The 23,262-nt window shown below is 44.3% G+C and carries 19 protein-coding genes; 5 read left to right on the forward strand and 14 right to left on the reverse strand.

Going from position 1 to position 23,262, the window contains the following annotated elements; translation table 11 throughout:
* Nucleotides 1–108: 108 nt before the first annotated feature.
* The 12 genes from PQQ36_RS11210 to sohB all read right to left on the reverse strand — a co-directional run bounded on the left by PQQ36_RS11210 (nt 109) and on the right by sohB (nt 12,922).
* Nucleotides 109–939 carry an ABC transporter ATP-binding protein gene (locus PQQ36_RS11210; RefSeq protein WP_011080788.1) on the reverse strand — a complete coding sequence of 277 codons (831 nt, stop codon included), beginning with the start codon at nt 937–939 and terminating at the stop codon, nt 109–111.
* Between the two features lie 2 nt (nt 940–941).
* Complete coding sequence (locus PQQ36_RS11215) at nt 942–1,808, reverse strand: ABC transporter ATP-binding protein (protein ID WP_011080789.1); 867 nt, start codon at nt 1,806–1,808, stop codon at nt 942–944.
* An 18-nt stretch (nt 1,809–1,826) separates the two neighbouring features.
* Complete coding sequence (locus PQQ36_RS11220; RefSeq protein ID WP_011080790.1) at nt 1,827–3,668, reverse strand: extracellular solute-binding protein; 1,842 nt, start codon at nt 3,666–3,668, stop codon at nt 1,827–1,829.
* Between the two features lie 26 nt (nt 3,669–3,694).
* Nucleotides 3,695–4,738: an ABC transporter permease gene (locus PQQ36_RS11225; RefSeq protein WP_045619963.1), complete on the reverse strand. Its 1,044-nt coding sequence runs from the start codon at nt 4,736–4,738 to the stop codon at nt 3,695–3,697.
* Nucleotides 4,738–5,760 carry an ABC transporter permease subunit gene (locus tag PQQ36_RS11230; RefSeq protein ID WP_011080792.1) on the reverse strand — a complete coding sequence of 341 codons (1,023 nt, stop codon included), beginning with the start codon at nt 5,758–5,760 and terminating at the stop codon, nt 4,738–4,740. Before PQQ36_RS11230 ends, PQQ36_RS11225 begins: the two co-directional genes overlap by 1 nt.
* A gap of 542 nt (nt 5,761–6,302) precedes the next feature.
* Nucleotides 6,303–7,001, reverse strand: a complete 699-nt coding sequence (pyrF, locus tag PQQ36_RS11235; protein ID WP_011149988.1) for an orotidine-5'-phosphate decarboxylase — start codon at nt 6,999–7,001, stop codon at nt 6,303–6,305.
* A gap of 84 nt (nt 7,002–7,085) precedes the next feature.
* Nucleotides 7,086–8,255 carry a lipopolysaccharide assembly protein LapB gene (lapB, locus tag PQQ36_RS11240; protein WP_061058398.1) on the reverse strand — a complete coding sequence of 390 codons (1,170 nt, stop codon included), beginning with the start codon at nt 8,253–8,255 and terminating at the stop codon, nt 7,086–7,088.
* A gap of 15 nt (nt 8,256–8,270) precedes the next feature.
* On the reverse strand, nt 8,271–8,537 hold the full coding sequence (locus tag PQQ36_RS11245; RefSeq protein ID WP_011080795.1) for a LapA family protein: 267 nt from the start codon (nt 8,535–8,537) through the stop codon (nt 8,271–8,273).
* A 138-nt stretch (nt 8,538–8,675) separates the two neighbouring features.
* On the reverse strand, nt 8,676–8,957 hold the full coding sequence (gene ihfB, locus PQQ36_RS11250) for an integration host factor subunit beta (RefSeq protein WP_011080796.1): 282 nt from the start codon (nt 8,955–8,957) through the stop codon (nt 8,676–8,678).
* 250 nt (nt 8,958–9,207) lie between these two features.
* Nucleotides 9,208–10,878: a 30S ribosomal protein S1 gene (rpsA, locus tag PQQ36_RS11255; RefSeq protein WP_273661216.1), complete on the reverse strand. Its 1,671-nt coding sequence runs from the start codon at nt 10,876–10,878 to the stop codon at nt 9,208–9,210.
* Between the two features lie 109 nt (nt 10,879–10,987).
* Nucleotides 10,988–11,668 carry a (d)CMP kinase gene (gene cmk / locus PQQ36_RS11260; RefSeq protein WP_011080798.1) on the reverse strand — a complete coding sequence of 227 codons (681 nt, stop codon included), beginning with the start codon at nt 11,666–11,668 and terminating at the stop codon, nt 10,988–10,990.
* A gap of 192 nt (nt 11,669–11,860) precedes the next feature.
* A complete protein-coding gene (gene sohB, locus PQQ36_RS11265; RefSeq protein WP_273661218.1) occupies nt 11,861–12,922 on the reverse strand; it encodes a protease SohB in 1,062 nt (353 codons plus the stop codon).
* A 130-nt stretch (nt 12,923–13,052) separates the two neighbouring features.
* On the opposite strand from sohB, the gene PQQ36_RS11270 reads away from it, so the two are divergent.
* The 4 genes from PQQ36_RS11270 to PQQ36_RS11285 all read left to right on the forward strand — a co-directional run bounded on the left by PQQ36_RS11270 (nt 13,053) and on the right by PQQ36_RS11285 (nt 19,100).
* Nucleotides 13,053–13,796, forward strand: coding sequence for a YciK family oxidoreductase (locus PQQ36_RS11270; RefSeq protein ID WP_011080800.1), 744 nt, complete (start codon nt 13,053–13,055; stop codon nt 13,794–13,796).
* Between the two features lie 130 nt (nt 13,797–13,926).
* Nucleotides 13,927–14,610, forward strand: a complete 684-nt coding sequence (gene imuA, locus PQQ36_RS11275) for a translesion DNA synthesis-associated protein ImuA (RefSeq protein WP_013572059.1) — start codon at nt 13,927–13,929, stop codon at nt 14,608–14,610.
* A gap of 2 nt (nt 14,611–14,612) precedes the next feature.
* On the forward strand, nt 14,613–16,010 hold the full coding sequence (locus tag PQQ36_RS11280; RefSeq protein WP_273661220.1) for a Y-family DNA polymerase: 1,398 nt from the start codon (nt 14,613–14,615) through the stop codon (nt 16,008–16,010).
* A 15-nt stretch (nt 16,011–16,025) separates the two neighbouring features.
* Entirely contained in the window at nt 16,026–19,100 is a 3,075-nt protein-coding gene (locus PQQ36_RS11285; protein WP_273661221.1) for an error-prone DNA polymerase, read from the forward strand.
* Nucleotides 19,101–19,171: 71 nt separating this feature from the next.
* On the opposite strand, the gene PQQ36_RS11290 is transcribed toward PQQ36_RS11285, so the two are convergent.
* Together PQQ36_RS11290 and mlc are read right to left on the reverse strand one after the other, a co-directional pair.
* A complete protein-coding gene (locus PQQ36_RS11290; RefSeq protein WP_011080804.1) occupies nt 19,172–20,113 on the reverse strand; it encodes a chemotaxis protein CheV in 942 nt (313 codons plus the stop codon).
* Between the two features lie 182 nt (nt 20,114–20,295).
* Nucleotides 20,296–21,513 (reverse strand): sugar metabolism global transcriptional regulator Mlc, encoded by a 1,218-nt coding sequence (gene mlc, locus PQQ36_RS11295; protein WP_011080805.1) that lies wholly within the window; start codon nt 21,511–21,513, stop codon nt 20,296–20,298.
* A 269-nt stretch (nt 21,514–21,782) separates the two neighbouring features.
* On the opposite strand from mlc, the gene pyk reads away from it, so the two are divergent.
* The gene (pyk, locus tag PQQ36_RS11300) at nt 21,783–23,231 is read left to right on the forward strand and encodes a pyruvate kinase (protein ID WP_011080806.1); all 1,449 of its coding nucleotides are present in this window, start codon (nt 21,783–21,785) and stop codon (nt 23,229–23,231) included.
* The last annotated feature ends 31 nt before the right edge of the window (nt 23,232–23,262 follow it).

Here is a 23,262-nt window from a genome sequence, read left to right on the forward strand (position 1 = left end):
TTCTCTTTACGGTTAAATTCCATATTTATTTTTCAATTTAACGCTTGTGCTACTTTATAGAAAATAATATTAAATTCTAAAAAATTCACTTTTTCTATATGTAACAAATTATGATATTTTTCGAGTCACTTCTCTTTTTTTAACTCTGTATTTTGGATGCGTTATTGGTATCGCTGAAAGCAATTTTTTTGTGTAGTCATTTTGTGGATTATTGTATAGCTCTACTGATTTACCATATTCCACGATTTCACCAAAATACATCACTGCAACATTATCTGACACTTGTCTCACTACTGATAAATCGTGTGAAATAAAGATAATGGCTAAGTTCATTTCTTGCTGTAATTTTAAAAGCAAGTTAATGATTTGCGCTTGGACAGAGACATCGAGCGCGGAGACCGATTCATCACAGATAAGCAGCTTTGGTTTTAGTGCAATCGCTCTTGCGATACCAATACGTTGGCGCTGTCCACCGGAGAATTCATGTGGATACCGATTAATCGCGTTCGCAGGGAGCCCCACCTTCTCGAGTAACTCCAATACCCATTGCTTTCTTTCTTGCTGCGTTCCTACTTTGTGAATAATGAAAGGCTCTTCCAAAATCATACCTATCGTATGTCGCTGATTTAACGACTCAAGTGGATCTTGAAAGACAATTTGCATCTCTTTACGCAAAGGACGCATCTCTTTTGCAGAGAGTTTCGTAATATCACGTCCTTCAAAGAAGATCTTTCCGTCAGTTGGCTCAAATAGCTTGAGAATAGTGCGACCAAGCGTACTTTTCCCACACCCCGACTCACCAACAAGACCTAAAGTTTCTCCTCGTTTCACTGTTAAGGAAACACCATCAACGGCTTTTACGGTATATCCCTTGGAAAAAAGTTTTTTTCCTGAAACAAAGTGTTGCTTCAATCCTTCGATTCTCAGTATCTCATCCATAATTAACCTCGAAACTCAGGAAATTTTGAAACGTCAATCGGCTTAATTTCGATCAATTGTTTAGGTTCATGCTCTAAACTTGGCATCAATCCCATTAACCGTTCTGTATAAGGGTGTTTAGGGGCATCAAATAATTCAAAAACATCGGCATATTCGACTATCTTGCCGCCATACATGACCGCTACATCATCACATATCTCCGCAACGACACCGAGATCATGGGTAATAAAGATAACCGCCATGCCGGTCTCTTCTTGCAGTTCGTTAATCAACTCCAAAATTGAGGCCTGAACGGTAACATCTAGAGCGGTTGTGGGTTCGTCACAAATCAGGATCTCAGGCTTGCAAGCCAACGCCATTGCGATCATGACTCGCTGTCTCATACCACCAGATAAATTATGTGGGTACTCATCTAAGCGCTTTTCAGGCATTGGGATGCGAACTTTTTTCAACATTTCCAACGCCTGTTCACGACGGGCTTTTCTATCCAAATCAGGTCGATGAAGCTTCAATACTTCCATAAGCTGCTTACCTACCGTATGGACAGGATTGAGTGCTGTCATAGGATCTTGGAAGATGATCGAAATACGATCGCCACGCATGGCATACATTTCATCCGCTGGAAGAGTGACGAGGTCTTTGCCTCGATAGAGGATTTCGCCACCAATAACTCGTCCGTACGGCTTAGGTAGCAAGCCCATGATAGACATGGACGTGACACTTTTCCCGCATCCAGATTCGCCAACCAAACCTAGTGTACGTCCTTTTTTTACATCAAAACTTACACCGTGGAGTACTTGTACAGCACCATCATCCGTTTGAAACTCAGTCTCTAAGTTTTTAACGCTTAGAACTACTTCACTGTTCATCTTCCTGATCCTACCTAATTACATCTTGTATCTGTCATCAACAACGGCAACTTTCGGGAATGTCTTACCTGACTTCATCGCTTTCTCAGTTTCCTTTTTGAGCTCTTTATCGATCCAGAAATTGCCGATATCCATTGGGTGGAAGATGTTTTCTGTCGCCTTAGTCATTGCTGTTTGAGGTGTTTTCAACCAACGCCAATGAACTGCGCGGGTGTAAGGAACCATGTAACCAGGGACAATAATATTGGCTTCTGCTACGTACTCTTGAATTTGGTGAGAAAGTGCAAAACGCTTCTCTTGGTCAAATTCAGCATCGTATGCTTCGATCAACTTATCTAACTCAGGACTGCTGTAATTGGTATGAGCGTTGGTTTGAGGTTTATTGGCATTGTCTGAATGCAAATATTCCCAATATGCAGGGATTTCACCTGAGCCCATGTTGAGAAATGCCAGTTGATGTTTCTTTTCAAGGATGTATTTAAAGGCTGAAGAGCCATCCACCAGGTTCAAAGTAAACTCCAAGCCAGCTAGTTTAGCTTGCTCTTTTAAGAAGGCGATTCGAGGAGTCCACGATTGGTAGCCGTAAGTAATGGCAAAAGACAATCTTTGCCCTTTTTCGTTCACGCGAATACCATCAGCACCGATTTTGTCGAAGCCTGCTTTCTCAAAATATGCGATGGCTTTTTCTGCATCAAATTCAGGTGCTTTATTGTCTGGTTTGTCATATTGTCCGTGACCGAAACCAAGACCATGAGGCTTACGGGAATAATCGCCACGCATGATGTTCGTGATCATACCGTCATAGTCTGTTGAAAGCATGATCCCCTTACGAACATTAATGTCATCCAGTAGCGGCATAGCAGTATTCATCCACAAACCACCAGCGCCCTGTGGAGCTTGGTTGTAACCCCAAAACTTCTGGATATACCCTTTCTCAAAGCCTTCAGAATCGGCTTTGCTGTGCCAATACTCTGGTAGAATCATATCGAAGAAATCAAGACTGCCTTTTTCGAAATGTTTCAAGGCAATATCTTGATCACGAATGACATTGATGCGAACTTTGTCAACATTGTAGCGGTTTTGATAATAGCGATTACTGTATCCCCACCAATCCTCGCCAACGTGCTTAAAAGTAACGCGTTTGCCTTTTTCTACATTGTCCATGTAATAAGCGGCTGTAGTGGGTTCTGCCTTAAAGTTAAATGCACGAACAAAGTTGTCTGGCATACCATCTTTATTGTCGTCTTTAGTGCCTTTAAAAAAGTGCTCAGGACGAGGTTGCACACCATTACTTGGCATGTTGATCAGCACCATTAAAGCATCATCACTCTGCGCAGTGGCCGTTTTGATAGCAATGGTGTAGTCGTCATACTTGACGACTTCTTTTATGCTGTTGGTGAAGAAATCGTTATACCAAGGGTCGATGATGTCCTTTGACTGATAATACTTCATCATAAACACATAATCGTCGGCGGTAACACTTTCACCATCAGACCACTTTGCGTTCTTATCCAGCTTGAAGTAGACGGTTTTGTTGTCCGCATCAAAAGCCCAAGAGTCTGCCAATTGAGGAATCCACTTACCTGTATTAGGGTGACGCTGCGCGAGTTTTGGCGCGCCATCCATGAAGTAATGGCGTAAACCAGAATTGGCATCAGGACCAACACTTCTCAGTGTCTGAGGAAAACTCACCATATAGGTCGTTAGCGTACCGCCACGTTTGGCCTCTTCTGAAGCAAATAGCGGCTCGTTTTTATTCGTTAACCAATTAAGGTCACTAGGCAGAGATTGTGCGAATGTCTGAAAACTCAAAGCAGACAAAGCGGCTAATGTAGCGAGACTTACTTTTGTGTATTGCATCTGTGTATCTTCCTTGAAACTGATACCTATACGTATCGAGTAAATTTCTTTGGATCAAAGGCTGCGCGGATCGCTTCACCAATAAAAGTCACCATAACCAATACCGCTACGATAGACGTAACGACAGATGACACGATCCAAGGAGAGTCTAAGTTCGATTTACCTTGTTGTAATAATTCACCCCAACTTGGTGTTGGTGGCATTAGGCCTAGCCCTAAATAGTCTAAAGCGGTTAGCGCTGTAATGTTACCCGCAATGGTGAACGGAGCTAGGGTTACTATCATCACCATTGTATTCGGCAAAATATGGTGCAATAGAATTCGCATAGTCGAGGCACCTAGCGCTTTCGCAGCCATAACATATTCTCTAGCAGATTCTTTATATGTCATGGTACGCATGTACCAAGTCATCCCCATCCAGCCAAATAACACGTTTATAGCGACAAATAACGCGAAAGTTGGTTGGGTGATAGAAACGAGAATCATAATGACATAGAGGAACGGCACCATAGACCATATTTCAATCAGCCTTTGGACGAACAGATCAAACTTGCCACCAAAGAATCCCATTGCACAACCGACTACGGTGCCAATCGCATAGGATATCGCCATCGTAACTAGCGCAAATCCCATCGCAGTTCTAAAGCCATACACCAAGCGCGCTAAAATATCTCGTCCGATGACATCAGTCCCTAGATAATGCTTCGTCTCTGCATTGGGCGCTGTTGGAGGAAAGTCACCCGAGAAATCTTGTTCGTACGGATTCCAAGGAACGATTGGCATGAGTACAAAGTTGCCTTCATCCGCTTGGGCAAACTTTTTCTGCAGCACACGATAATCCGCTTCGCTAGCATAATCCAAACCGAAATCTGTTCCTGAGCGTACATCACTAATCACAGGGAAAAACCAATCCCCTTGGTACTTTACGATAAGAGCTTTGCTATTAACTAATAACTCAGCGAATAGAGACAGAACCAGTAAGGTCGAGAGAACAATAAATGACCAATAGCCACGTTTAATATTCTTGAACGCCTTAATTTTCTTTTGAGTTAATGGGCTTACAGTAAACATCAGGCACCAAACCTTACTCGTGGGTCAGTTAATGCCACACAAAGATCTGAAAGAATATTGCCCACCATCAACATAACAGCATTAATAGCAACAATACCCATTACAACGGGATAATCACGCTCAATAATAGATTCGTAGCCAAGAAGTCCTATACCATCGATATTAAAAATAACTTCGATCAAAAATGAACCTGTCATAAAGAACAATAGAGAATTACCAAAATGACTTGCGATTGGAATTAAGCTATTTTGCAAAGCATGCTTTTTCACTGCTTTTTTAAAAGGCAACCCTTTAGAAATCGCGGTACGGATATAATCTGAAGAAAGGTTTTCCATTAAACTATTCTTCATCGTCATTGTTAACGTCGCAAAGTCGCCAATCAAATAACAAATAAGCGGCAAGACTGCGTGCCACATAATATCTTTAAATTGAAGCCAGAAGGTTTCATAGTCGTCAAAGTCATCGCCGACAAAACCACCCATAGGAAACCATTCAAGGTTATAGGCAAAAACGGTGATCAAAAATACGCCAACAACATAACCAGGCAAAGCATAACCAACAAAAATCATTATCGATGATGCAGAGTCAAAAACAGAACCGTGCTTTATAGCTTTGTAATAACCTAAGGGTATGGAAATAAAATAACTGATAAAAAACGTCATGCCGCCATAAAATAAGGAAACAGGAAGACGCTCGGCGATCATAGTCCCAACAGGCTCATAATAGCGCGTGGATTCACCAAAATCTAAGACAAGAAGACGAGTCAACCAATCCCAATAAGCTTCAACAACTGGTTTATCTAAACCGTAGAAAGCGTTTAGCTCTGCCATTTGATCTTCGGAAAGGGCCGAATTGTTACCAGCGACACTGACCGTAGCGCTATCACTGCCAGAATGCATGCTTGCCAGCATACGCTCTACAGGGCCACCAGGCACAAAACGGGTAATGGCAAAAATTAAGATGGTAATGCCAAGAAACGTCGGCACGATTAACGCCATACGTCTGAGGATATAAGATAACACCTACGCTCTAACTCCATGCTGTGACAAATTGATTGCCTTAAGACCACAACGACCTTGTTGCGGCCAAACGATAATTTCTGATGATATATAATCACAAAAGTATCAATAAGTACGTTCTCAGTTACAATCCGCAACATTTGAACGCTCAGTCTTACATATATTTTTTAGTCAATCACACGGTAAAACGTATGAAAGTGTGGTTATGATTACGAATAATTAACACACAAGCATCAATTAAAAACCAAATGTTAGGGTGATATCAAATTCGGCTTTTCTAATATAGAGCGCGTTACGGATACAAACATGCATAGATAGTCGACTCCCATTCACTTTACCGCATAACAAACCCATTCACCGAACCAATAGAAAACTCAACAATCCAAAAGTCATTTGATTTTACTTGCCCTATCAAATAAAAATGCACTCTTTGATAGTCACAAAGAGTGCATAAAAATTCAATATAAATATTTTCATAACGCGCCATTTATTTTGCGACAAGCATCACAATAAAAACAGCATAAGTATCAATCTATGAGCTCAAGCTATTTGGTTAGGCTTGTATTTATAGCTTGCAAGACTGCCGCAGGATCTACTGCCTGCGTAATTGGCCGTCCGATAACAAGGTAATCAGAACCTGCTTGTACCGCTTCAAGCGGTGTCATGATACGACGTTGATCACCTTGTTCTGAGCCGAGCGGGCGAATACCTGGCGTAACCAATTTAAACTCTTTGCCCAGCTCATTCTTCAGCAGAGAGGATTCTTGAGCAGAACACACAACACCATCCAAACCAGAATTCTTCGTCAACGTAGCTAAGCGAATCACGTGATCTTGTGGTGCAACGTTCAAACCAATGCCTGCTAGGTCGCTTTGCTCCATGCTGGTGAGTACGGTCACACCAATCAGTAACGGGCGATCTTTACCATAAGGTTCAAGAATCTCACGAGATGCTGTCATCATCCGTTCGCCACCACTTGCATGTACATTCACCATCCAGACACCCAACTCAGCGGCTGCTCGAACGGCTTTTGAACATGTATTTGGGATATCATGAAACTTCAGATCTAGAAAGACAGAAAAACCACGTTTATGAAGCTCACGTACGAAATCAGGACCAAATAGCGTAAACATTTCCTTACCTACTTTTAGGCGACATGACGCAGGATCAATTCTATCTACGAAGGCCAGTGCATCGGCTTGATTATCGTAATCCAGTGCGACAATAACTTTTTGGTCGATCATTTCATCTCCTAACTGTTTTTGGTTCTTATTAAATAAAAGGTTAAAAAAATGCAGCGAACAGAAACTCTGTCAGCTGCATTGAAACTATTCGCCATCCAATCCTCGGATTGGCTTGATCGTCCCCCACCCTTTACAGGAAGGACAATGCCAATAAAGGGAATGCGTAGAAAAACCACATTTGCGACATCGGTAATGAGGCTTAATTTTAAGCTGCTCTCCGACCATTGCCTGCAGCGTTGTTAAGCTTTCTTTGGCCCTTCCATCTTCCGCTTCTGCAAGATGGTAGTCCATCAATCGATAAAAACCTTTCATCGTCGGGTTTTTAATTAATTGCCTTGTTAACAACTCTTGGGCAGCACCAACACTTTCGTGATGTGCAACCAGTTGGGCTAGCATTAGCTCAGCAGACACACCTGCTTTTTTACTAATACACGCGCGCAGAAATTCGACAAGTTGATCTTCTTGGCCTAGATGGTGGTAACACTCAGCAAGAATAGGCAACGCTTCACTAACGAAATCCGCATCTTGTTCTAGAACATGTTCTAGATACTCGATCGTCTTGCGATATTCTTCCATCTCGAGGTAAATACGCCCAAGAGAAATCGATGCTCTCACACATTTAGGATCTTCTTGCAGTGCTTTTTTGAAATGGCTGATGGACTTGGTTTTATTGCCATCCGCTTGTTCTAACATCGCTAGCTCACACCAATAATGGGCGATGTTTTTTCTAATCGATTTTTTCCCCGTCTTCACTAAAAGGTGGGCATAGTGAATCGCTTTGTCCCACTCTCGTGTCTGCTGGTAGATTAAGACTAATTGCTGTAAAGCAGCATCACGATGTTCTGGCTCTTCAACTAACTGTTCGAATATTTTTTCCGCGCGGTCCAGAAAACCCGACACCATATAGTCTTTCGCCAGTTGTTGTAGCGCGATGTTTTTTTGGTCAATGGTCAAGCCGGAACGAGAGATCAAATTTTGATGTATGCGAATGGCGCGATCAACTTCCCCTCTAGAACGGAAGAGATTTCCTAATGCCAGATGAGTATCAATCGTGTCGTTATCGACTTGAAGCAACTCAATAAAGTGATCTACCGCTTTGTCCGATTGATCAGACAGCAGTAAGTTCAGCCCCGTCACATATTGTTGAGAGATCTGATTGGAGTGCTTCTGCTTGTCATCCTGTGCACTGCGATGGCCCATATACCAACCATACGCAGCGGCAATAGGAAGTAACAAGAAGAGTAATTCAAGCATTAAACCGATTCGCCCTTACGCTTGTTTTTCGACCTGTGTGCTTTGCTTTTTGATCTGTTTGTTTAGCTTTCTGATTTTTAATCGCATCTTAAACTGTAAGCTAGCAAAAATAGCCCATGCTAATGCAAAGCCTGCGACAAACACACCGCCCAGCAAAGTGGACAAATGAAAATCCCCTTTTGCCAGTAAGTAGTTGAAAGTAACAACTTCTTGATTCTGAGAACCTAACGCCAGTGCAATAAGAAAGAGAGCTATTACAGCAATGATTTTTATAATTTTCATCTGTCATCACCTTGAAGATATCAGCCGATACAATTATGCAGGAAAACCCACCTGCCGACCACGGATAATAACAATTATCTGACGATAAAAAAGCGGCATACTCTAGGTATGCCGCTTTTAAATCACGATTTATGTAAATCAGCCAATGTTTACGCGCTCGCGCAACTCTTTACCTGGCTTGAAGTGCGGTACATATTTACCTTCTAGTTCCACTTTATCGCCAGTCTTTGGGTTACGACCAACACGCGGTTCACGGTAATGAAGCGAGAAACTACCGAAACCACGAATCTCGATACGATCACCGCTTTCTAAGGTTGAAGCCATGTGCTCCAAAATATCTTTGACAGCATCTTCTATCTCTTTGGCTGAAAGATGTGTCTGTTCAGCGCAGAGTCTTTCAATCAGTTCAGACTTAGTCATAGTTTCCCTCTTCGAGTCATTTTTATCACTTATTATAGTAAGTAATATCAATTACACCAAATACTTGCTACAAATTGTAGTGAAAAATCCGCTACTTGGATGTAATCCTTTTGGGGAAATTTCATTTAAGCCCCAGCCAAAAGCTAGGCGGCAATATTCAGTGGAATTACTACTACATTCACCATTAAAACTTATAGCAGACTTTCGTGTAAAAAAAAGGAGCCTTTCGGCTCCTTTTTTAAGACGTCTATTATTCGCCTTTAGCTGCTTTGAAAGCGTCAGCCATAGCATTACCAAACGCAGCTTCGTCAGCCTTGTTGATGCTTGCCATTGCTTCTTGCTCTTCAGCTTCGTCTTTCGCTTTGATTGAAAGGTTGATTACGCGGTTCTTACGGTCAACACCAGTAAATTTCGCTTCAACTTTATCACCAACGCTTAGGATCAGTGTTGCGTCTTCAACGCGGTCACGTGAAACTTCAGACGCGCGGATGTAACCTTCTACGCCATCTTCTAGCTCGATAGTTGCGCCTTTAGCGTCAACTGCAGTTACAGTACCGTTAACTAGAGCACCTTTCTTGTTGTCAGCAACGTAAGCATTGAATGGGTCGTTTTCCATTTGCTTGATGCCTAGAGAGATACGCTCACGCTCTGCGTCTACTGCTAGAACTACTGCAGAGATTTCGTCGCCTTTCTTGAATTCGCGAACCGCTTCTTCGCCAGCTACGTTCCAAGAAATGTCAGATAGGTGAACAAGACCGTCGATACCACCGTCTAGACCGATGAAGATACCGAAGTCAGTGATTGACTTGATCTTACCAGTTACTTTATCGCCTTTAGCTTGAGCTTCAGCGAATGACTGCCATGGGTTAGCTTTACACTGTTTCAGACCTAGAGAGATACGACGACGTTCTTCGTCGATTTCAAGAACCATAACCTCAACTTCGTCGCCAACATTAACAACTTTAGATGGGTGGATGTTCTTGTTAGTCCAATCCATTTCAGAAACGTGTACTAGACCTTCAACGCCTTCTTCGATTTCAACGAAACAGCCGTAGTCAGTTAGGTTAGTTACGCGACCAGATAGTTTGTGACCTTCTGGGTAACGCTTAGCGATTGCTACCCATGGATCTTCACCTAGCTGCTTAAGACCTAGTGAAACGCGAGTGCGGTCACGATCGAACTTAAGAACTTTAACTAGGATCTCGTCACCAACGTTAACGATTTCAGATGGGTGCTTAACGCGCTTCCACGCCATATCAGTGATGTGTAGAAGACCGTCAACGCCACCTAGATCTACGAACGCACCGTAGTCAGTTAGGTTCTTAACGATACCTTTAACTTCAGAACCTTCTTGTAGAGTTTCTAGAAGCTCGTCACGTTCTACTGTGCTTTCAGATTCGATAACTGCGCGGCGAGATACAACTACGTTGTTACGCTTCTGGTCAAGCTTGATTACTTTGAACTCTAGCTCTTTGTTTTCTAGGTGAGCAGTGTCACGGATAGGACGTACGTCTACTAGAGAACCTGGAAGGAAAGCACGGATACCGTTTAGTTCAACAGTGAAACCGCCTTTAACTTTACCGTTGATGATACCAACAACAGTTGCAGCTTCTTCGTAAGCTTTCTCAAGAACGATCCAAGCTTCGTGACGCTTCGCTTTCTCACGAGAAAGTTGAGTTTCACCGAAACCGTCTTCTACAGCGTCCAGAGCAACGTCTACTTCAGAACCAACTTCAACTTCAAGTTCGCCAGCAGCGTTCTTGAACTGTTCAGCAGGAATTGCAGACTCAGACTTAAGACCAGCGTCAACAAGAACGTAGCCGTTTTCGATAGCTACTACAATACCTTTAACGATAGTACCTTGTTGGAATTCAGTCTCGTTTAGAAACTCTTCAAAGAGTTGAGCAAAAGATTCAGTCATTTATTTAATCTTCAAAAAATTAAACTTCCATGGGTATCCTACCGCATGGGGTTATTAACTTCGCCAATCATCATCCTTGCGATCGACGTTCTTACCTGCCTGAGTGAAATTACTCAGCCAGCTTAGATTCGATATATTGTAGTGCCTTTTCGACCACTTCGTCGATACTCATCGAGGTGGAATCTAGCACAAGCGCATCCTCAGCAGGGCGTAATGGTGCCACTGGGCGGTTACGATCTCGATCGTCACGCTCTTGGATCTCGCTTAAAAGGTCGTCAAATCTAACATCTAACCCTTTATCTTGCAACTGTTTAAGGCGACGATGTGCACGTTCTTCCGCGCTCGCATCAAGAAAGATTTTGGCTTTGGCATTTGGAAAAACAACCGTTCCCATATCACGGCCATCGGCCACCAAACCAGGAGCCGCTTCAAATGCTCTTTGACGACGCAGTAAAGCTTCACGAACACGGGGTAATGCTGCCACTTTTGAAGCCGCCATGCCCGTTTCTTCTTTACGCAATTCTTTAGAGACATCCTCGCCTTCAAGAATCACTTTAACCAAGTCGCCTTCAGCAACAAACTGTACGTCCAAATGGGTGGCAAGTGGGACTAATGCATCTTCAGACTCTGTGTCTACGCCATGATGAATAGCAGCCAGTGCTAATACACGGTAGATCGCACCAGAATCTAATAATTGAAAGCCGAGTTTCTTTGACAGCAGCATGCAAAGGGTACCTTTACCCGCACCACTTGGTCCATCTACGGTCACTACCGGAGTCTGAGACGACATGTTTTTCTCCACCTTTTGTTTTCTTTCTCGGGTTAATACCCAGTTTCAGAGGCGCGTATTATAAAGGGAATCGCTAATTGGGGCGAGGAGAAATCCCTAAGTAATCGATTACATCGACGATCTTATTGACCACAATGAAAAACGGCGAAAGTAAGAACCTTCGCCGTAATGATGACTGCCTGTGCGTACGCATTAAACAATGGGCTTTTGTCCACGCTCAGCCAGTTTAAGAATCACACTGTCTGCCACTTTTGCCGCGCTACCGGCTAGTTTATCTGCCAGTTTTTTCTTTTGTACATAATGTACTGCCAGCACGGTTTTTTCTTTGCATGCCGCAACAATAAGATCATCAGAAGTCGCAATGTCATCCACTAATCCTAACGCATGGGCCTGCGTTCCAAACCAGTGCTCCCCTGTTGCGACTTTTTCAAGCTCTAATTCAGGACGACGCTCACGAATAAAATCTTTAAACAGATCATGCGTTTCTTCCAATTCTTGCTTAAATTTCTCACGAGCTTTGTCGGTATTTTCACCAAACATGGTTAAGGTGCGTTTGTATTCACCAGCGGTCATTTGTTCAAACTCAATATCATGCTTCTTTAATAGCTTGTTGAAGTTTGGGATCTGGGCAATGACACCGATTGAGCCAACGATGGCAAATGGAGCAGAAACAATTTTATCCGCGACACAAGCCATCATATAACCACCACTGGCCGCCACTTTATCAACTGCAATCGTGAGCGGTAATCCCGCGGCTTTAATACGATCCAATTGTGACGAGGCCAAACCATAACCGTGAACCATGCCGCCGCCAGATTCTAAACGCAGCAATACTTCATCTCCTTCGCCTGCAACGGCTAGAATGGCGGTGATCTCTTCGCGTAATGATTTCACTTCTTTCGCATCGATACTGCCATTGAAATCCAATACAAACAGATGCGGTTCACGTTTATGATCCAACGTCCCTTCTTTCGCGGCTTTTTTCACCTCTTTTTCACGCTGTTTGTCTTTCTCTTTTTCTTCTTTTTTAGCCGCTTTATCACGCGCTTTTAAGTAGGCGTCATCATGTAGGTAATGCTCTAGATGTTCGATAGTCTGTTTATGTTGCTCAGAAAGATTGGTTATCTCCAACTCCCCTTTCGTGGCAGACGATTTGCTACTCAAGGATTTTGCGAGCACCAATAACACGACAATCGCCACAATAAAGGTAACGACTTTCGCTAAAAACAAGCCGTAATCTAATAAAAATTCCAATGTAATATCCCCTAGAGTGTGAATTGGTGTATTGTAACCATCTTGTCACGATTACCAAGACTTTCCGTTGCATATCTGTTTGATTTTGCAACGCAGGATAGAACAAATAGAAATATAAGGATTGAGCACAGTGGATTATTCAATCTCTACAGATGCCCTGAAAGATAAAGTTATACTGGTGACGGGTGCTGGTGCTGGCATCGGTCGTCAAGCTGCATTGACCTACGCAAAACATGGTGCCACCGTAATTCTCTTAGGGCGCAACGTTAAGAACCTCGAATCCGTCTACGATGAAATAGAAGCCTCTGGTTACCCACAAGCGGCAATCATTCCTCTTGATCTCAAAGGTGCCACCAAACAAAACTACATCGATATGTCTGAAACCATTGAGGGCCAATTCGGTCGCTTGGACGGTTTACTGCATAACGCAGGAGTCTTGGGTACCTTAAGTCCTTTCGATCAAATCAGCGAAGAAGACTTTGATGACATCTTACAAATCAACGTCAAATCCGAATTTTTAATGACCCAAGCGTTATTGCCATTGCTGCGTAAAGCACAAGCAGGTCGCATCATATTCACCTCATCCACCGTAGGCCATTCTGGCCGCGCATTTTGGGGCACCTACGCCATTTCTAAATTTGCGGTTGAAGGGATGATGCAAATCCTAGCCGACGAATTCAGCAATTCTCCAATTCGTGTTAATGCTATTAATCCAGGTGCCACACGCACACGCATGCGTGAAAAAGCCTACCCTGGTGAAGATGCCAATACACTGAAAACACCAGCAGATTTGATGCCGCTTTATCTCCATTTAATGGATCCTGCAACCACCGACGTGAATGGCCAATGCATTGACGCACAGCCAAAGCGCTAGCGCGCAGATTCTCGTTACTTCCATCGATTAGAAAGGCAGCAAACGCTGCCTTTTTTCATTTTCTGTACGATAAAAATCTTGCGCCTTTCTGGCAGTTAAATATACTGTATATATACACAGGTATTTTATTATGCAGAACATCATTCAGACCTTAAAAAACCAACAGTTGATTTGGCATGCAAATTCAACAAGGTGCGCTAATGAATCTCGTTACCAAACTTCTGGTATTGATGAGTTAGATAAACTGCTTGGTGGTGGATTCCCACAGCATGGTGTGGTGGAAATGGAATCTGCACTCGGCATCGGTGAATTGCGCTTACTGGCTAATTATCTTAAACAGCAGCAGGATCTGATCGTGCTGATCCATCCCCCTGCCGTTTTGAATGCCGCTTTTTGGCGTAATATGGATTTTCCCTTAGCCAATTGTCTCGTGATCCACTCAGTGTCAACCAAAGAAGCATTATGGGCCGCCGAGCAATGCCTAAAAAGCGGAGTGTGTCGTACCGTTATCCTTTGGCAAGATGAGATGGAGATTCATCAAGTCAAACGCTTACAAGTGGCCAGCGAGCAAGGGGGTTGTGTACTGTTTATGTTCCGCCCTTATCAATCACATCGCCTTTCTTTACCACTGTCCTTAAGCTTGCGTCTTTCGCCTACCGAGCACGGCATACATGTCGAACTCTTAAAACGCCGAGGAGGATGGGGACAAGGAGCGGTTGATATTGATTACCACAGTCAGTATCCCCACCTGACACTGGCAAGCCAAATCCCAAACCATACTGTCATTCCTTTTCCTGTCGCTATGCAGGGGTGAACATGCATTTATGGTTATATCTGTCGTTTCCTCGACTACAAACAGACTCTATGTTGGTGACGCAACATCCTCTTGCTGTGGTGCATCCTCAGTCACACCAAGTGGTTCAAATAAACGATTTGGCCTCAGATGCGGGTCTGGCTGTCGGTATGGGATTAGCCAGTGCTGCGACTCTTTGCTCCCAGCTACAAGTCATTGTTTATGATGAGAAGTTGGAACATCGCAAACTCAAAGAGATCGCACAATGGCTCTATTTTATGACGGCAGACCTCGTGTTAGATCCTCCGAGTGGCCTATGGGTTCGTGTCAGCCATATGCTGAATCTCTATCAAGGGCTTGATAATTACTGGCACACTCTCAGTGATCACCTAGCGACACTGGCAGTCAGCTACCACGCTTCGACGGGGTTTTCTCCCCTATCGGCGAAATTACTGGCCAAGTCAGGGCATCCGCTCATTAGCGACAACCAAACGGAGCTACTCACAAAAGTAAAAAAGCACCCACTCACATTTAGCGAATTAAAAGCCACCACTATCGAAAAACTGCAACGTATCGGTATTCATACATTCGATGCATTGCTGACGCTTCCTTTACAAGAGCTCGCACGACGTTTCGATATCGAACTGGTTAATTACATTGGAAAGTTAACTGGTCAACTCAAGCACCCAGTGGACTTTTATCATCCACCTTCTCGTTTTAAACAGGAGTTAGAACTGCTGTTTGAGTTAGACAATGTCCAATGGCTGGAAAAGCCGCTAGAGAAGCTATTTAGGCAGTTAGAGAGCTATCTCACCATTCGCAATAAAACCGCGCATGAGCTGCAACTCACCTTATTCCAACGTAATGACTTAAGTAAGGCTATCTCTTTTCATTCCGCGCAAGGTGAATATCGTAGCCAACAATGGCAAAAGCTCTCCGCTCTAACGTTAGAATCCACGATTCTTCAGGCTCCCGTTACACGTCTGCAGCTAGAGGTCATCCGGGAAGGTGAGCCCAATGCTCACCCTACTGATCTCTTTTCTCATCGAACAGGGCAACTCTCTCGCCTCGAGTTGTACTCACTGTTGCAAGCAAAATTAGGCGCAGATTCCATAGCCATTTTGAGCTTGAATCATGATCCTAGACCTGAAAAAGCAACCCGTTACCAATCAACATTGACAGAAACCCCAAGCGAAGAGATTGAATGCCGGCTACTACGCCCAAGTTTTTTACTCCCTGCTCCTGAGCCTTTGCAACATCATGTTTCTTTGATACATGGTCCTGAACGTATTGTCAGTGGTTGGTGGGATGGCGATGAGATCATGCGCGATTATTTCATTGCGAGAACCGAGCAAGGCCAGTGGCTTTGGGTATTTCGCGATCAAAAAAAGCAGTGGTTTTTACACGGTTTATTTTGTTAAGCAATTAAGGTCGTTATGTTTTACGCTGAACTCTTTTGCCAAAGCAACTTCTCTTTTCTGACGGGGGCTTCTCACCCTGAAGAACTCATCGTGCAGGCGAATTTTTTAGGCTACCACTCGCTGGCGATCACGGATGAGTGCTCACTAGCTGGCATCGTAAGAGCCCACAGCGCCATTAAGCAACATCAACTTTCGGTCAAACAAATCGTCGGCAGCTTTTTTAAACTCAATACAGAATGTCAGTTTGTCTTGCTCTGCCCCAACCGCGAAGCCTACGCTGAATTATGTCGAATCATCACCAACGCTCGTCGACGCTGTGAAAAAGGCCAATATCAACTGTCACAGTGGGATGTCATGTCTCTAAAACATTGCTTGCTCATCTGGCTTCCGACAGGGCAAACGAGTGATGAACAATGGGCAACATGGCTTTCTCGTTATCAACAATCACGTCTTTGGCTTGGCTTACAACGCCATCTTCACCATGATGATGAACATTACCTTCACCACTGCCAAACATTGGCAAACCAGTTTGATTTGCCCATCACAGCCTGCGGTGGAGTATTAATGCACAGACCCGAGCGATTACCTCTACAGCACACGCTCACCGCCATTCGTCACGGTTGTACGGTAGAACAACTGGGCACACAGTTATTGACCAATGCAGAGCAGTCTCTGCGTTCGGAGAAGAAACTCCGCAAGCTGTTCAAACCTCAGTGGCTCGCAGAGAGTCTGTATATCGCCAGCCTATGCAGTTTTGACCTTGATAGTTTACGTTATGAATACCCAAGCGAGTTGATTCCTGATGGCTATACTCCCGACTCTTACCTCGAACACCTTGTCGAACAAGGCAAAAAATTGCGCTTTCCAGAAGGGGTTCCCGACGCTATCGAGCAAACGATTCAAAAAGAGCTTGCTCTGATTAAAGAGCAAAAATACCCATTTTTCTTCCTCACTATCCATGACATTGTCATGTTTGCCAAACAGCAAGGCATTCTCTACCAAGGGCGAGGGTCTGCGGCCAATTCCGTCGTCTGCTATTGCTTACAGATTACCTCCGTTGACCCTAGACAGATCGCGGTACTATTCGAGCGTTTTATCAGTAAAGAGCGTGACGAGCCACCGGATATTGATGTTGATTTCGAGCACGAACGACGTGAAGAAGTCATTCAATATATCTATCAAAAGTACGGTCGCCAAAGGGCTGCGCTGGCAGCGACGGTTATCTCCTATCGTTTCAAAAGCGCCGTTCGACAGGTAGGAAAAGCCTTGGGTATCGAGGAAACACAGCTCGATTTTTTCTTGAAGAACATCAACCGTCGTGATCGCCAGGCTGGGTGGCAAGCGCAGCTCGTTGAACTGGGTTTGCAACCCGATTCACTCAAAGGACAACACTTTATTCAGTTAGTCGAAGAAATCATTGGTTTTCCTCGTCATCTTTCACAGCATGTTGGTGGGTTTGTTATCTCTTCTGGGCCATTATACGAACTGGTTCCTGTCGAGAATGCCGCCATGCCTGAGCGCACCATTATTCAATGGGATAAAGACGATCTTGAGAGCCTAAAGTTACTGAAAGTCGATGTTCTATCTCTTGGTATGCTTACCGCAATCCGTAAGTGCTTCCGCTCGATTGAGCAACATCATCAACAACGACTTTCTATTGCCGACATTACTCGCCGCCAAGATGACCAAGCCGTCTACAAGATGATTCAAAAAGCCGACACTATCGGCGTCTTTCAAATTGAATCTCGAGCGCAAATGAGTATGTTGCCACGGCTTAAACCTGCGTGTTACTACGATCTTGTGATTCAGATTGCGATTGTTCGCCCAGGCCCGATTCAAGGTGATATGGTCCACCCTTTTCTTAAAAGACGTGATGGAGAGGAGCCGATTAGTTATCCATCGGTACACGTCCAAGAAGTATTGGAACGAACACTCGGTGTGCCTATTTTCCAAGAACAAGTGATTAAATTGGCGATGGTGGCTGCGGGATTCAGCGGCGGAGAAGCCGATCAATTACGCCGCGCTATGGCGGCATGGAAAAAAAACGGTCACGTCTTCAAGTTCAAAACAAAGTTAATCAATGGCATGTTGGAAAGAGGCTATGAGTTAGACTTTGCAGAACGTATCTTTGAGCAAATTTGTGGCTTTGGTGAATATGGTTTTCCAGAAAGTCACTCCGCTTCCTTCGCAGTTTTAGCCTATTGCTCTGCTTGGTTAAAACACTACTACCCCGCTGAGTTTTATACTGCCCTACTCAACAGCCAGCCCATGGGCTTTTATAGCCCATCCCAGCTGGTGCAAGATGCCAAAAGGCATGGTATTGCTGTGCTACCTATCTGTGTCAATTTCTCTAATGCAGAACATCAACTGGTGAGGTTAACATCAGGCGAGTTAGCCATTCGCCTTGGTTTCAATCTGATCAAAGGGTTAAGCCACGAAGGCATCACTCGCCTACTGACTCATCGACCCGCACAAGGCTACCAATGCATAAGCGAAGTGAAACAAATCCTGCGTCAGGCAAAAGATATCCAGAGCCTTGCCTCTGCCAATGCTTTTTATCAATTGGCGGACAATCGTTATTTGGCTCGCTGGCAGGTGATGGACAACCTTGATGAACTGCCTTTGTTCCAAACGTTACCCAGCATAAGCAACAACCCTTTACCGAAGCCAAGCGATTATCAAAATGTATTAGAAGACTATGCGGCAACAGGGCTCTCTTTGGCTGAGCACCCCGTTGCTATGTTAGAAAAAGCGGGCGGCTTAACACGCTTTACGCGCGCCAACCAATTAAACCAATGCTCTCATCGCTCATTGGTGACGGTGATCGGACTGGTGACCGGAAAACAATCTCCCGGAACCGCAGCTGGTGTCACGTTTTTCACTCTCGAAGACGACACTGGGAATATTAATGTGGTGGTCTGGCAGGCAACCTCAAGAGCACAAAAGCAAGCCTACTTAACCGCGAGGCTGTTAATGGTGAAAGGCATTTTGGAGCGCGAAGGAGACGTCATACATGTGATCGCAGGGAGGTTGATTGATCTGACGGAGAAGCTGTCGGGTTTAAGCCCAAAATCTCGTGAGTTTCATTAAGAAAAAATGCCAACCAGCAACCAAAGGCAATAAAAAAGGAGTGAATCTTCACTCCTTGCGTTTAACCACCGTTAAATGATTTCTCTTAAGCGATCTTGGGTAACTTGCACCAGTAGGTCTGGCTGGAACTTCGAAATAAATCGGTCACACCCTACCTTTTGCACCATCGCTTCATTGAAACTGCCACTTAATGATGTATTGAGCGTAATAAACAACTTAGACATACGCGGATCACTGCGCACTTCGTGTGTGAGTTTATAACCATCCATTTCTGGCATTTCCGCATCGGTGATCATTAACAGCAGCTCTTTATTTAAATCCTTACCTTCATCACACCAAGATTTGAGCAGATTCAGGGCCTCAAGGCCATCGCGACATTCAATAATGTGAAGGCCAAGCTGAGATAAAGTATCGCGGATCTGATTACGTGCCGTAGACGAATCATCCACCACTAACACTTTACGCCCCACCATTTCATTCGACAGTTTCGAATCCAAAATGCCTTCAGAAATCGTTACGTCGTAATCGATGATTTCTGCCAGAACTTTTTCAACATCAATAATCTCGACGATTTTGCTCTCTTTCCCTTCTTTCACATGGGTGATCGCCGTTAAATAATTACTGCGCCCTGACGTTTTCGGTGGCGGCTGAATTTCCGTCCAAGCGGTATTAATAATATTGCGCACTTGGCCAACCAAAAAGCCCTGAATGGTTCGGTTGTATTCGGTAATGATGAGGTTCTCTTCTTGCCCTTCTAATTTCGAGGCAGGAAAACCTATCGAGCGTCTAAGGTCAATAACAGGAACTGGCTCACCTCGCAAGGAAGCGACGCCTCGGATGTTTGCGTGAGCGCCAGGTAACTTGGTCAGCGGTGGCACTTTCAGCACCTCCCTCACCTTGAATACGTTGATCGCAAATAACTGACGGCTATTTAAACTAAACAGCAGAAGTTCCAGACGGTTTTCACCAACCAAATTGGTTCGCTGGTCTACAGTATTTAAAACTCCAGACATACAACATCCTAATGGGTTAAAACTCTATTAAAAATAGCCTAAAAAACATAAGTCATGGCAAAAGTACATGAATGAAAAACAGAGATCAATTGATGAGGGACAATTGAGATAGGCAGGTCACTGATTTCAAGGCCGAATAAAACAAAACCTGGAGAAGATCCAGGTTTGCCGCGAGTTGGGATTTAACCTTCGACCACTTTCATTAATAGCAAGCCATCGTAAAGAGCCTGCTTAATCAATGCTGCCCCTGGCATGGTTGCCTGTTTATAGAAACGCGATTCCACCAGTTCAAGATCTTGGTGATAAACAGGCAAGCTTTGCTCTTCAATGCAGCGTCGAATAGCCGGATAGAGAACTTCCTTCGCTTGGTTGATTACACCGCCGATCAGCACTTTTTCTGGGTTAAATAAGTTGATGACAATCGCAATCGCCGAGCCAAGATAACGGCCGAGTTTCTCAATGACATCCACAGCTAATGCATCTCCATTCGCTGCGGCCTCACAAATGCTTTCTATCGTGACATCTTCCAGCTCTTCGAGAATGGACGACTCTCCATTAGCAATGCGTTCCATTACCTCTTCACGAATGGCTTTAGAACTTGCGACCGTTTCAAGGCACCCTCTGTTGCCACAGTGGCAAAGTTTGCCTTGTGGATCGATCTGGATATGGCCTAATTCGCCAATGTTCCCGTGACGGCCCTGCAATACCCGTCCATCAAGTATGATACCCGCACCTAAACCATGGTGGATCGAAATAAGAACCGAGTTTTCGTTACCTTGAGAGTGACCAAATAGCTTTTCCGCCAAAGCCCAAGCTCGTGTGTCATTGGCGATGAAAACCGGTAGCCCAGTCGCTTTGTAAATCTCTGGACCGAGAGCGAGGTTTTCAACATTGTAATGCGGCATTTGCAGCACAATGCCTTGTTCTGAATTGACTAAGCCAGGCAACGTAATCGCGATGCTGGTTACACGATCCAGTTGATCGGCATAGGTTTGGAAAAATTCTTCGATTTCGTGTAGGAGTCGAGCAAGAACGTCATCTTGATCCCTTTCGTGGATATCGATTTTTGTATCGATCAGGACTTCACCACCCAATTCATGGAGTGCAATGGTGAGATAACCTCGTCCAAGTCGCATCGAAAGAAATTGCCATCCAGCATTATTCACTTGAAGGCCGACCGCTGGTCTTCCTCGGCTAATCGCTTCTTGCACGGTAGTTTCGTGCACAAGATGTGCTTCTATCAACTCACGGGTAATTTTCGTAATACTCGCCGGTGCCAGCTCGCTTTCTTTTGACAAATCGATTCGAGAGATTGGACCCTTAAGGTCAATTAGTTTGTATACACGACCAGCATTGACCTGTTTGATATGATCAATATGGCCCGGTTGAGCCATGTACATCTTGCACTCCAACATTCTATAACGGAGCAATTTTTTTACTTTGCGAAGTAATTGTGAAGTGAATTGATAAATCCCCGTGACCAGCATCACGTATAAACATGAATGTTTGTGTATCGAATCAAATATCCATCATTTAGTCGGCGACATATCGCATCACCTCAAACTTATTTTTCTTGAAAAAATTTCTGAATTTTGTGGAAAGTCAACAGCAAAGAGACCACGCTTCTCTGTATAACTATCTATGACATACGTCTATCGCAGGAGAATCTATGACTCAGCCATTAAGAAGAACAAAAATCGTGACCACTTTAGGTCCTTCAACTGACAAAGATAATGTACTAGAAGAAATTATTCGAGCCGGCGCGAATGTGGTCAGGATGAATTTTTCTCACGGCAGCGCAGAGGATCATAAAACTCGCGCAGAAAAAGTGCGCAATATTGCCGCCAGACTTGGCAGACAAGTGGCTATTTTAGGTGATTTACAAGGCCCGAAGATCCGAGTATCAACCTTTAAAGAAGGGAAAATTTTCCTTTCAGTGGGTGACCTCTTCACTTTAGACAGTGACTTGCCCAAAGGCGAAGGCGATCAAAAATCAGTGGGATTAGACTATAAAGCACTGCCTCAGGATGTGGGACCAGAAGATATTCTGCTGCTTGATGATGGACGTGTACAACTGCAAGTGCTGACGGTCGATGGCAACAAGGTGAACACTCGTGTGATAGTGGGCGGACCGCTGTCAAACAATAAAGGTATCAATAAAAAAGGGGGCGGACTCTCTGCTGACGCTCTAACGGAAAAAGACAAACAAGACATCTTGCTCGCCGCCGAGATCAAAGTCGATTATCTCGCGATCTCCTTTCCACGTAATGGTGCCGACATGGACTATGCTCGTCGCTTGGCCAGAGATGCCGGCTTGGAAGCCAAACTTGTTGCCAAAGTTGAACGAGCAGAAACCGTTCGAAACGATGAAAACATCGACGATATTATCATGGCTTCCGATGTCATTATGGTTGCTCGTGGCGATCTAGGGGTAGAAATCGGCGATCCGGAATTGATCGGTGTACAGAAAAAACTCATCAAACGAGCCAAAGAACTCAATCGTGTCGTCATCACGGCAACACAAATGATGGAATCGATGATTGAAAATCCAATGCCGACTCGAGCAGAAGTCATGGACGTAGCCAACGCGGTGCTGGATGGCACCGATGCCGTGATGCTTTCAGGGGAAACCGCCGCTGGTAAATACCCAGTCGAAACGGTGCGCTCTATGGCAGAAGTCTGCATTGGGGCAGAAAAAACGTGGGAACCGGGCAGCCAGAATTATCGCATCGATAAATCCTTTGTCACCGCCGAAGAAACCATTGCAATGTCGACAATCTACGCCGCAAATCATATGGAAGGCGTCAAAGCGATGGTGACGTTGACTGAATCGGGAAGAACCGCATTAATGACGTCAAGATTGAACTCAACACTGCCCATTTTTGCGCTTTCGCCTAATGAGCGAACCCTTAATCGCTGCTCTCTCTATCGTGGCGTCACTCCCGTATTTTTTGATACCAAAGTAGAAACTGGATTTGATGTCGCAATGGCCGCATTGAGCACGCTTAGAAAGAAAAAACTGCTCGATTTTGGGGATTTAGTGATCATCACACAGGGGGACATCATGGATGTTGAAGGCTCAACTAACTGCATGAGAATCCTGCCTGTTTTTGACTAACTCGCTTCATTAGTGATAGTGACAACCGCCC

Source organism: Vibrio sp. CCUG 15886, assembly GCF_028570825.1.
Taxonomy (GTDB): Bacteria; Pseudomonadota; Gammaproteobacteria; order Enterobacterales; family Vibrionaceae; genus Vibrio; species Vibrio vulnificus_B.

Bases quoted from the DNA above. Each gene is read 5' to 3' on its own strand.
- PQQ36_RS11210 (WP_011080788.1), bottom strand. From the start codon at position 939: ATGGATGAGATACTGAGAATCGAAGGATTGAAGCAACACTTTGTTTCA.
- PQQ36_RS11215 (WP_011080789.1), bottom strand. From the start codon at position 1,808: ATGAACAGTGAAGTAGTTCTAAGCGTTAAAAACTTAGAGACTGAGTTT.
- PQQ36_RS11220 (WP_011080790.1), bottom strand. From the start codon at position 3,668: ATGCAATACACAAAAGTAAGTCTCGCTACATTAGCCGCTTTGTCTGCT.
- PQQ36_RS11225 (WP_045619963.1), bottom strand. From the start codon at position 4,738: ATGTTTACTGTAAGCCCATTAACTCAAAAGAAAATTAAGGCGTTCAAG.
- pyrF (WP_011149988.1), bottom strand. From the start codon at position 7,001: ATGATCGACCAAAAAGTTATTGTCGCACTGGATTACGATAATCAAGCC.
- lapB (WP_061058398.1), bottom strand. From the start codon at position 8,255: ATGCTTGAATTACTCTTCTTGTTACTTCCTATTGCCGCTGCGTATGGT.
- PQQ36_RS11245 (WP_011080795.1), bottom strand. From the start codon at position 8,537: ATGAAAATTATAAAAATCATTGCTGTAATAGCTCTCTTTCTTATTGCA.
- ihfB (WP_011080796.1), bottom strand. From the start codon at position 8,957: ATGACTAAGTCTGAACTGATTGAAAGACTCTGCGCTGAACAGACACAT.
- rpsA (WP_273661216.1), bottom strand. From the start codon at position 10,878: ATGACTGAATCTTTTGCTCAACTCTTTGAAGAGTTTCTAAACGAGACT.
- cmk (WP_011080798.1), bottom strand. From the start codon at position 11,668: ATGTCGTCTCAGACTCCGGTAGTGACCGTAGATGGACCAAGTGGTGCG.
- imuA (WP_013572059.1), top strand. From the start codon at position 13,927: ATGCAGAACATCATTCAGACCTTAAAAAACCAACAGTTGATTTGGCAT.
- PQQ36_RS11280 (WP_273661220.1), top strand. From the start codon at position 14,613: ATGCATTTATGGTTATATCTGTCGTTTCCTCGACTACAAACAGACTCT.
- PQQ36_RS11285 (WP_273661221.1), top strand. From the start codon at position 16,026: ATGTTTTACGCTGAACTCTTTTGCCAAAGCAACTTCTCTTTTCTGACG.
- PQQ36_RS11290 (WP_011080804.1), bottom strand. From the start codon at position 20,113: ATGTCTGGAGTTTTAAATACTGTAGACCAGCGAACCAATTTGGTTGGT.
- mlc (WP_011080805.1), bottom strand. From the start codon at position 21,513: ATGTACATGGCTCAACCGGGCCATATTGATCATATCAAACAGGTCAAT.
- pyk (WP_011080806.1), top strand. From the start codon at position 21,783: ATGACTCAGCCATTAAGAAGAACAAAAATCGTGACCACTTTAGGTCCT.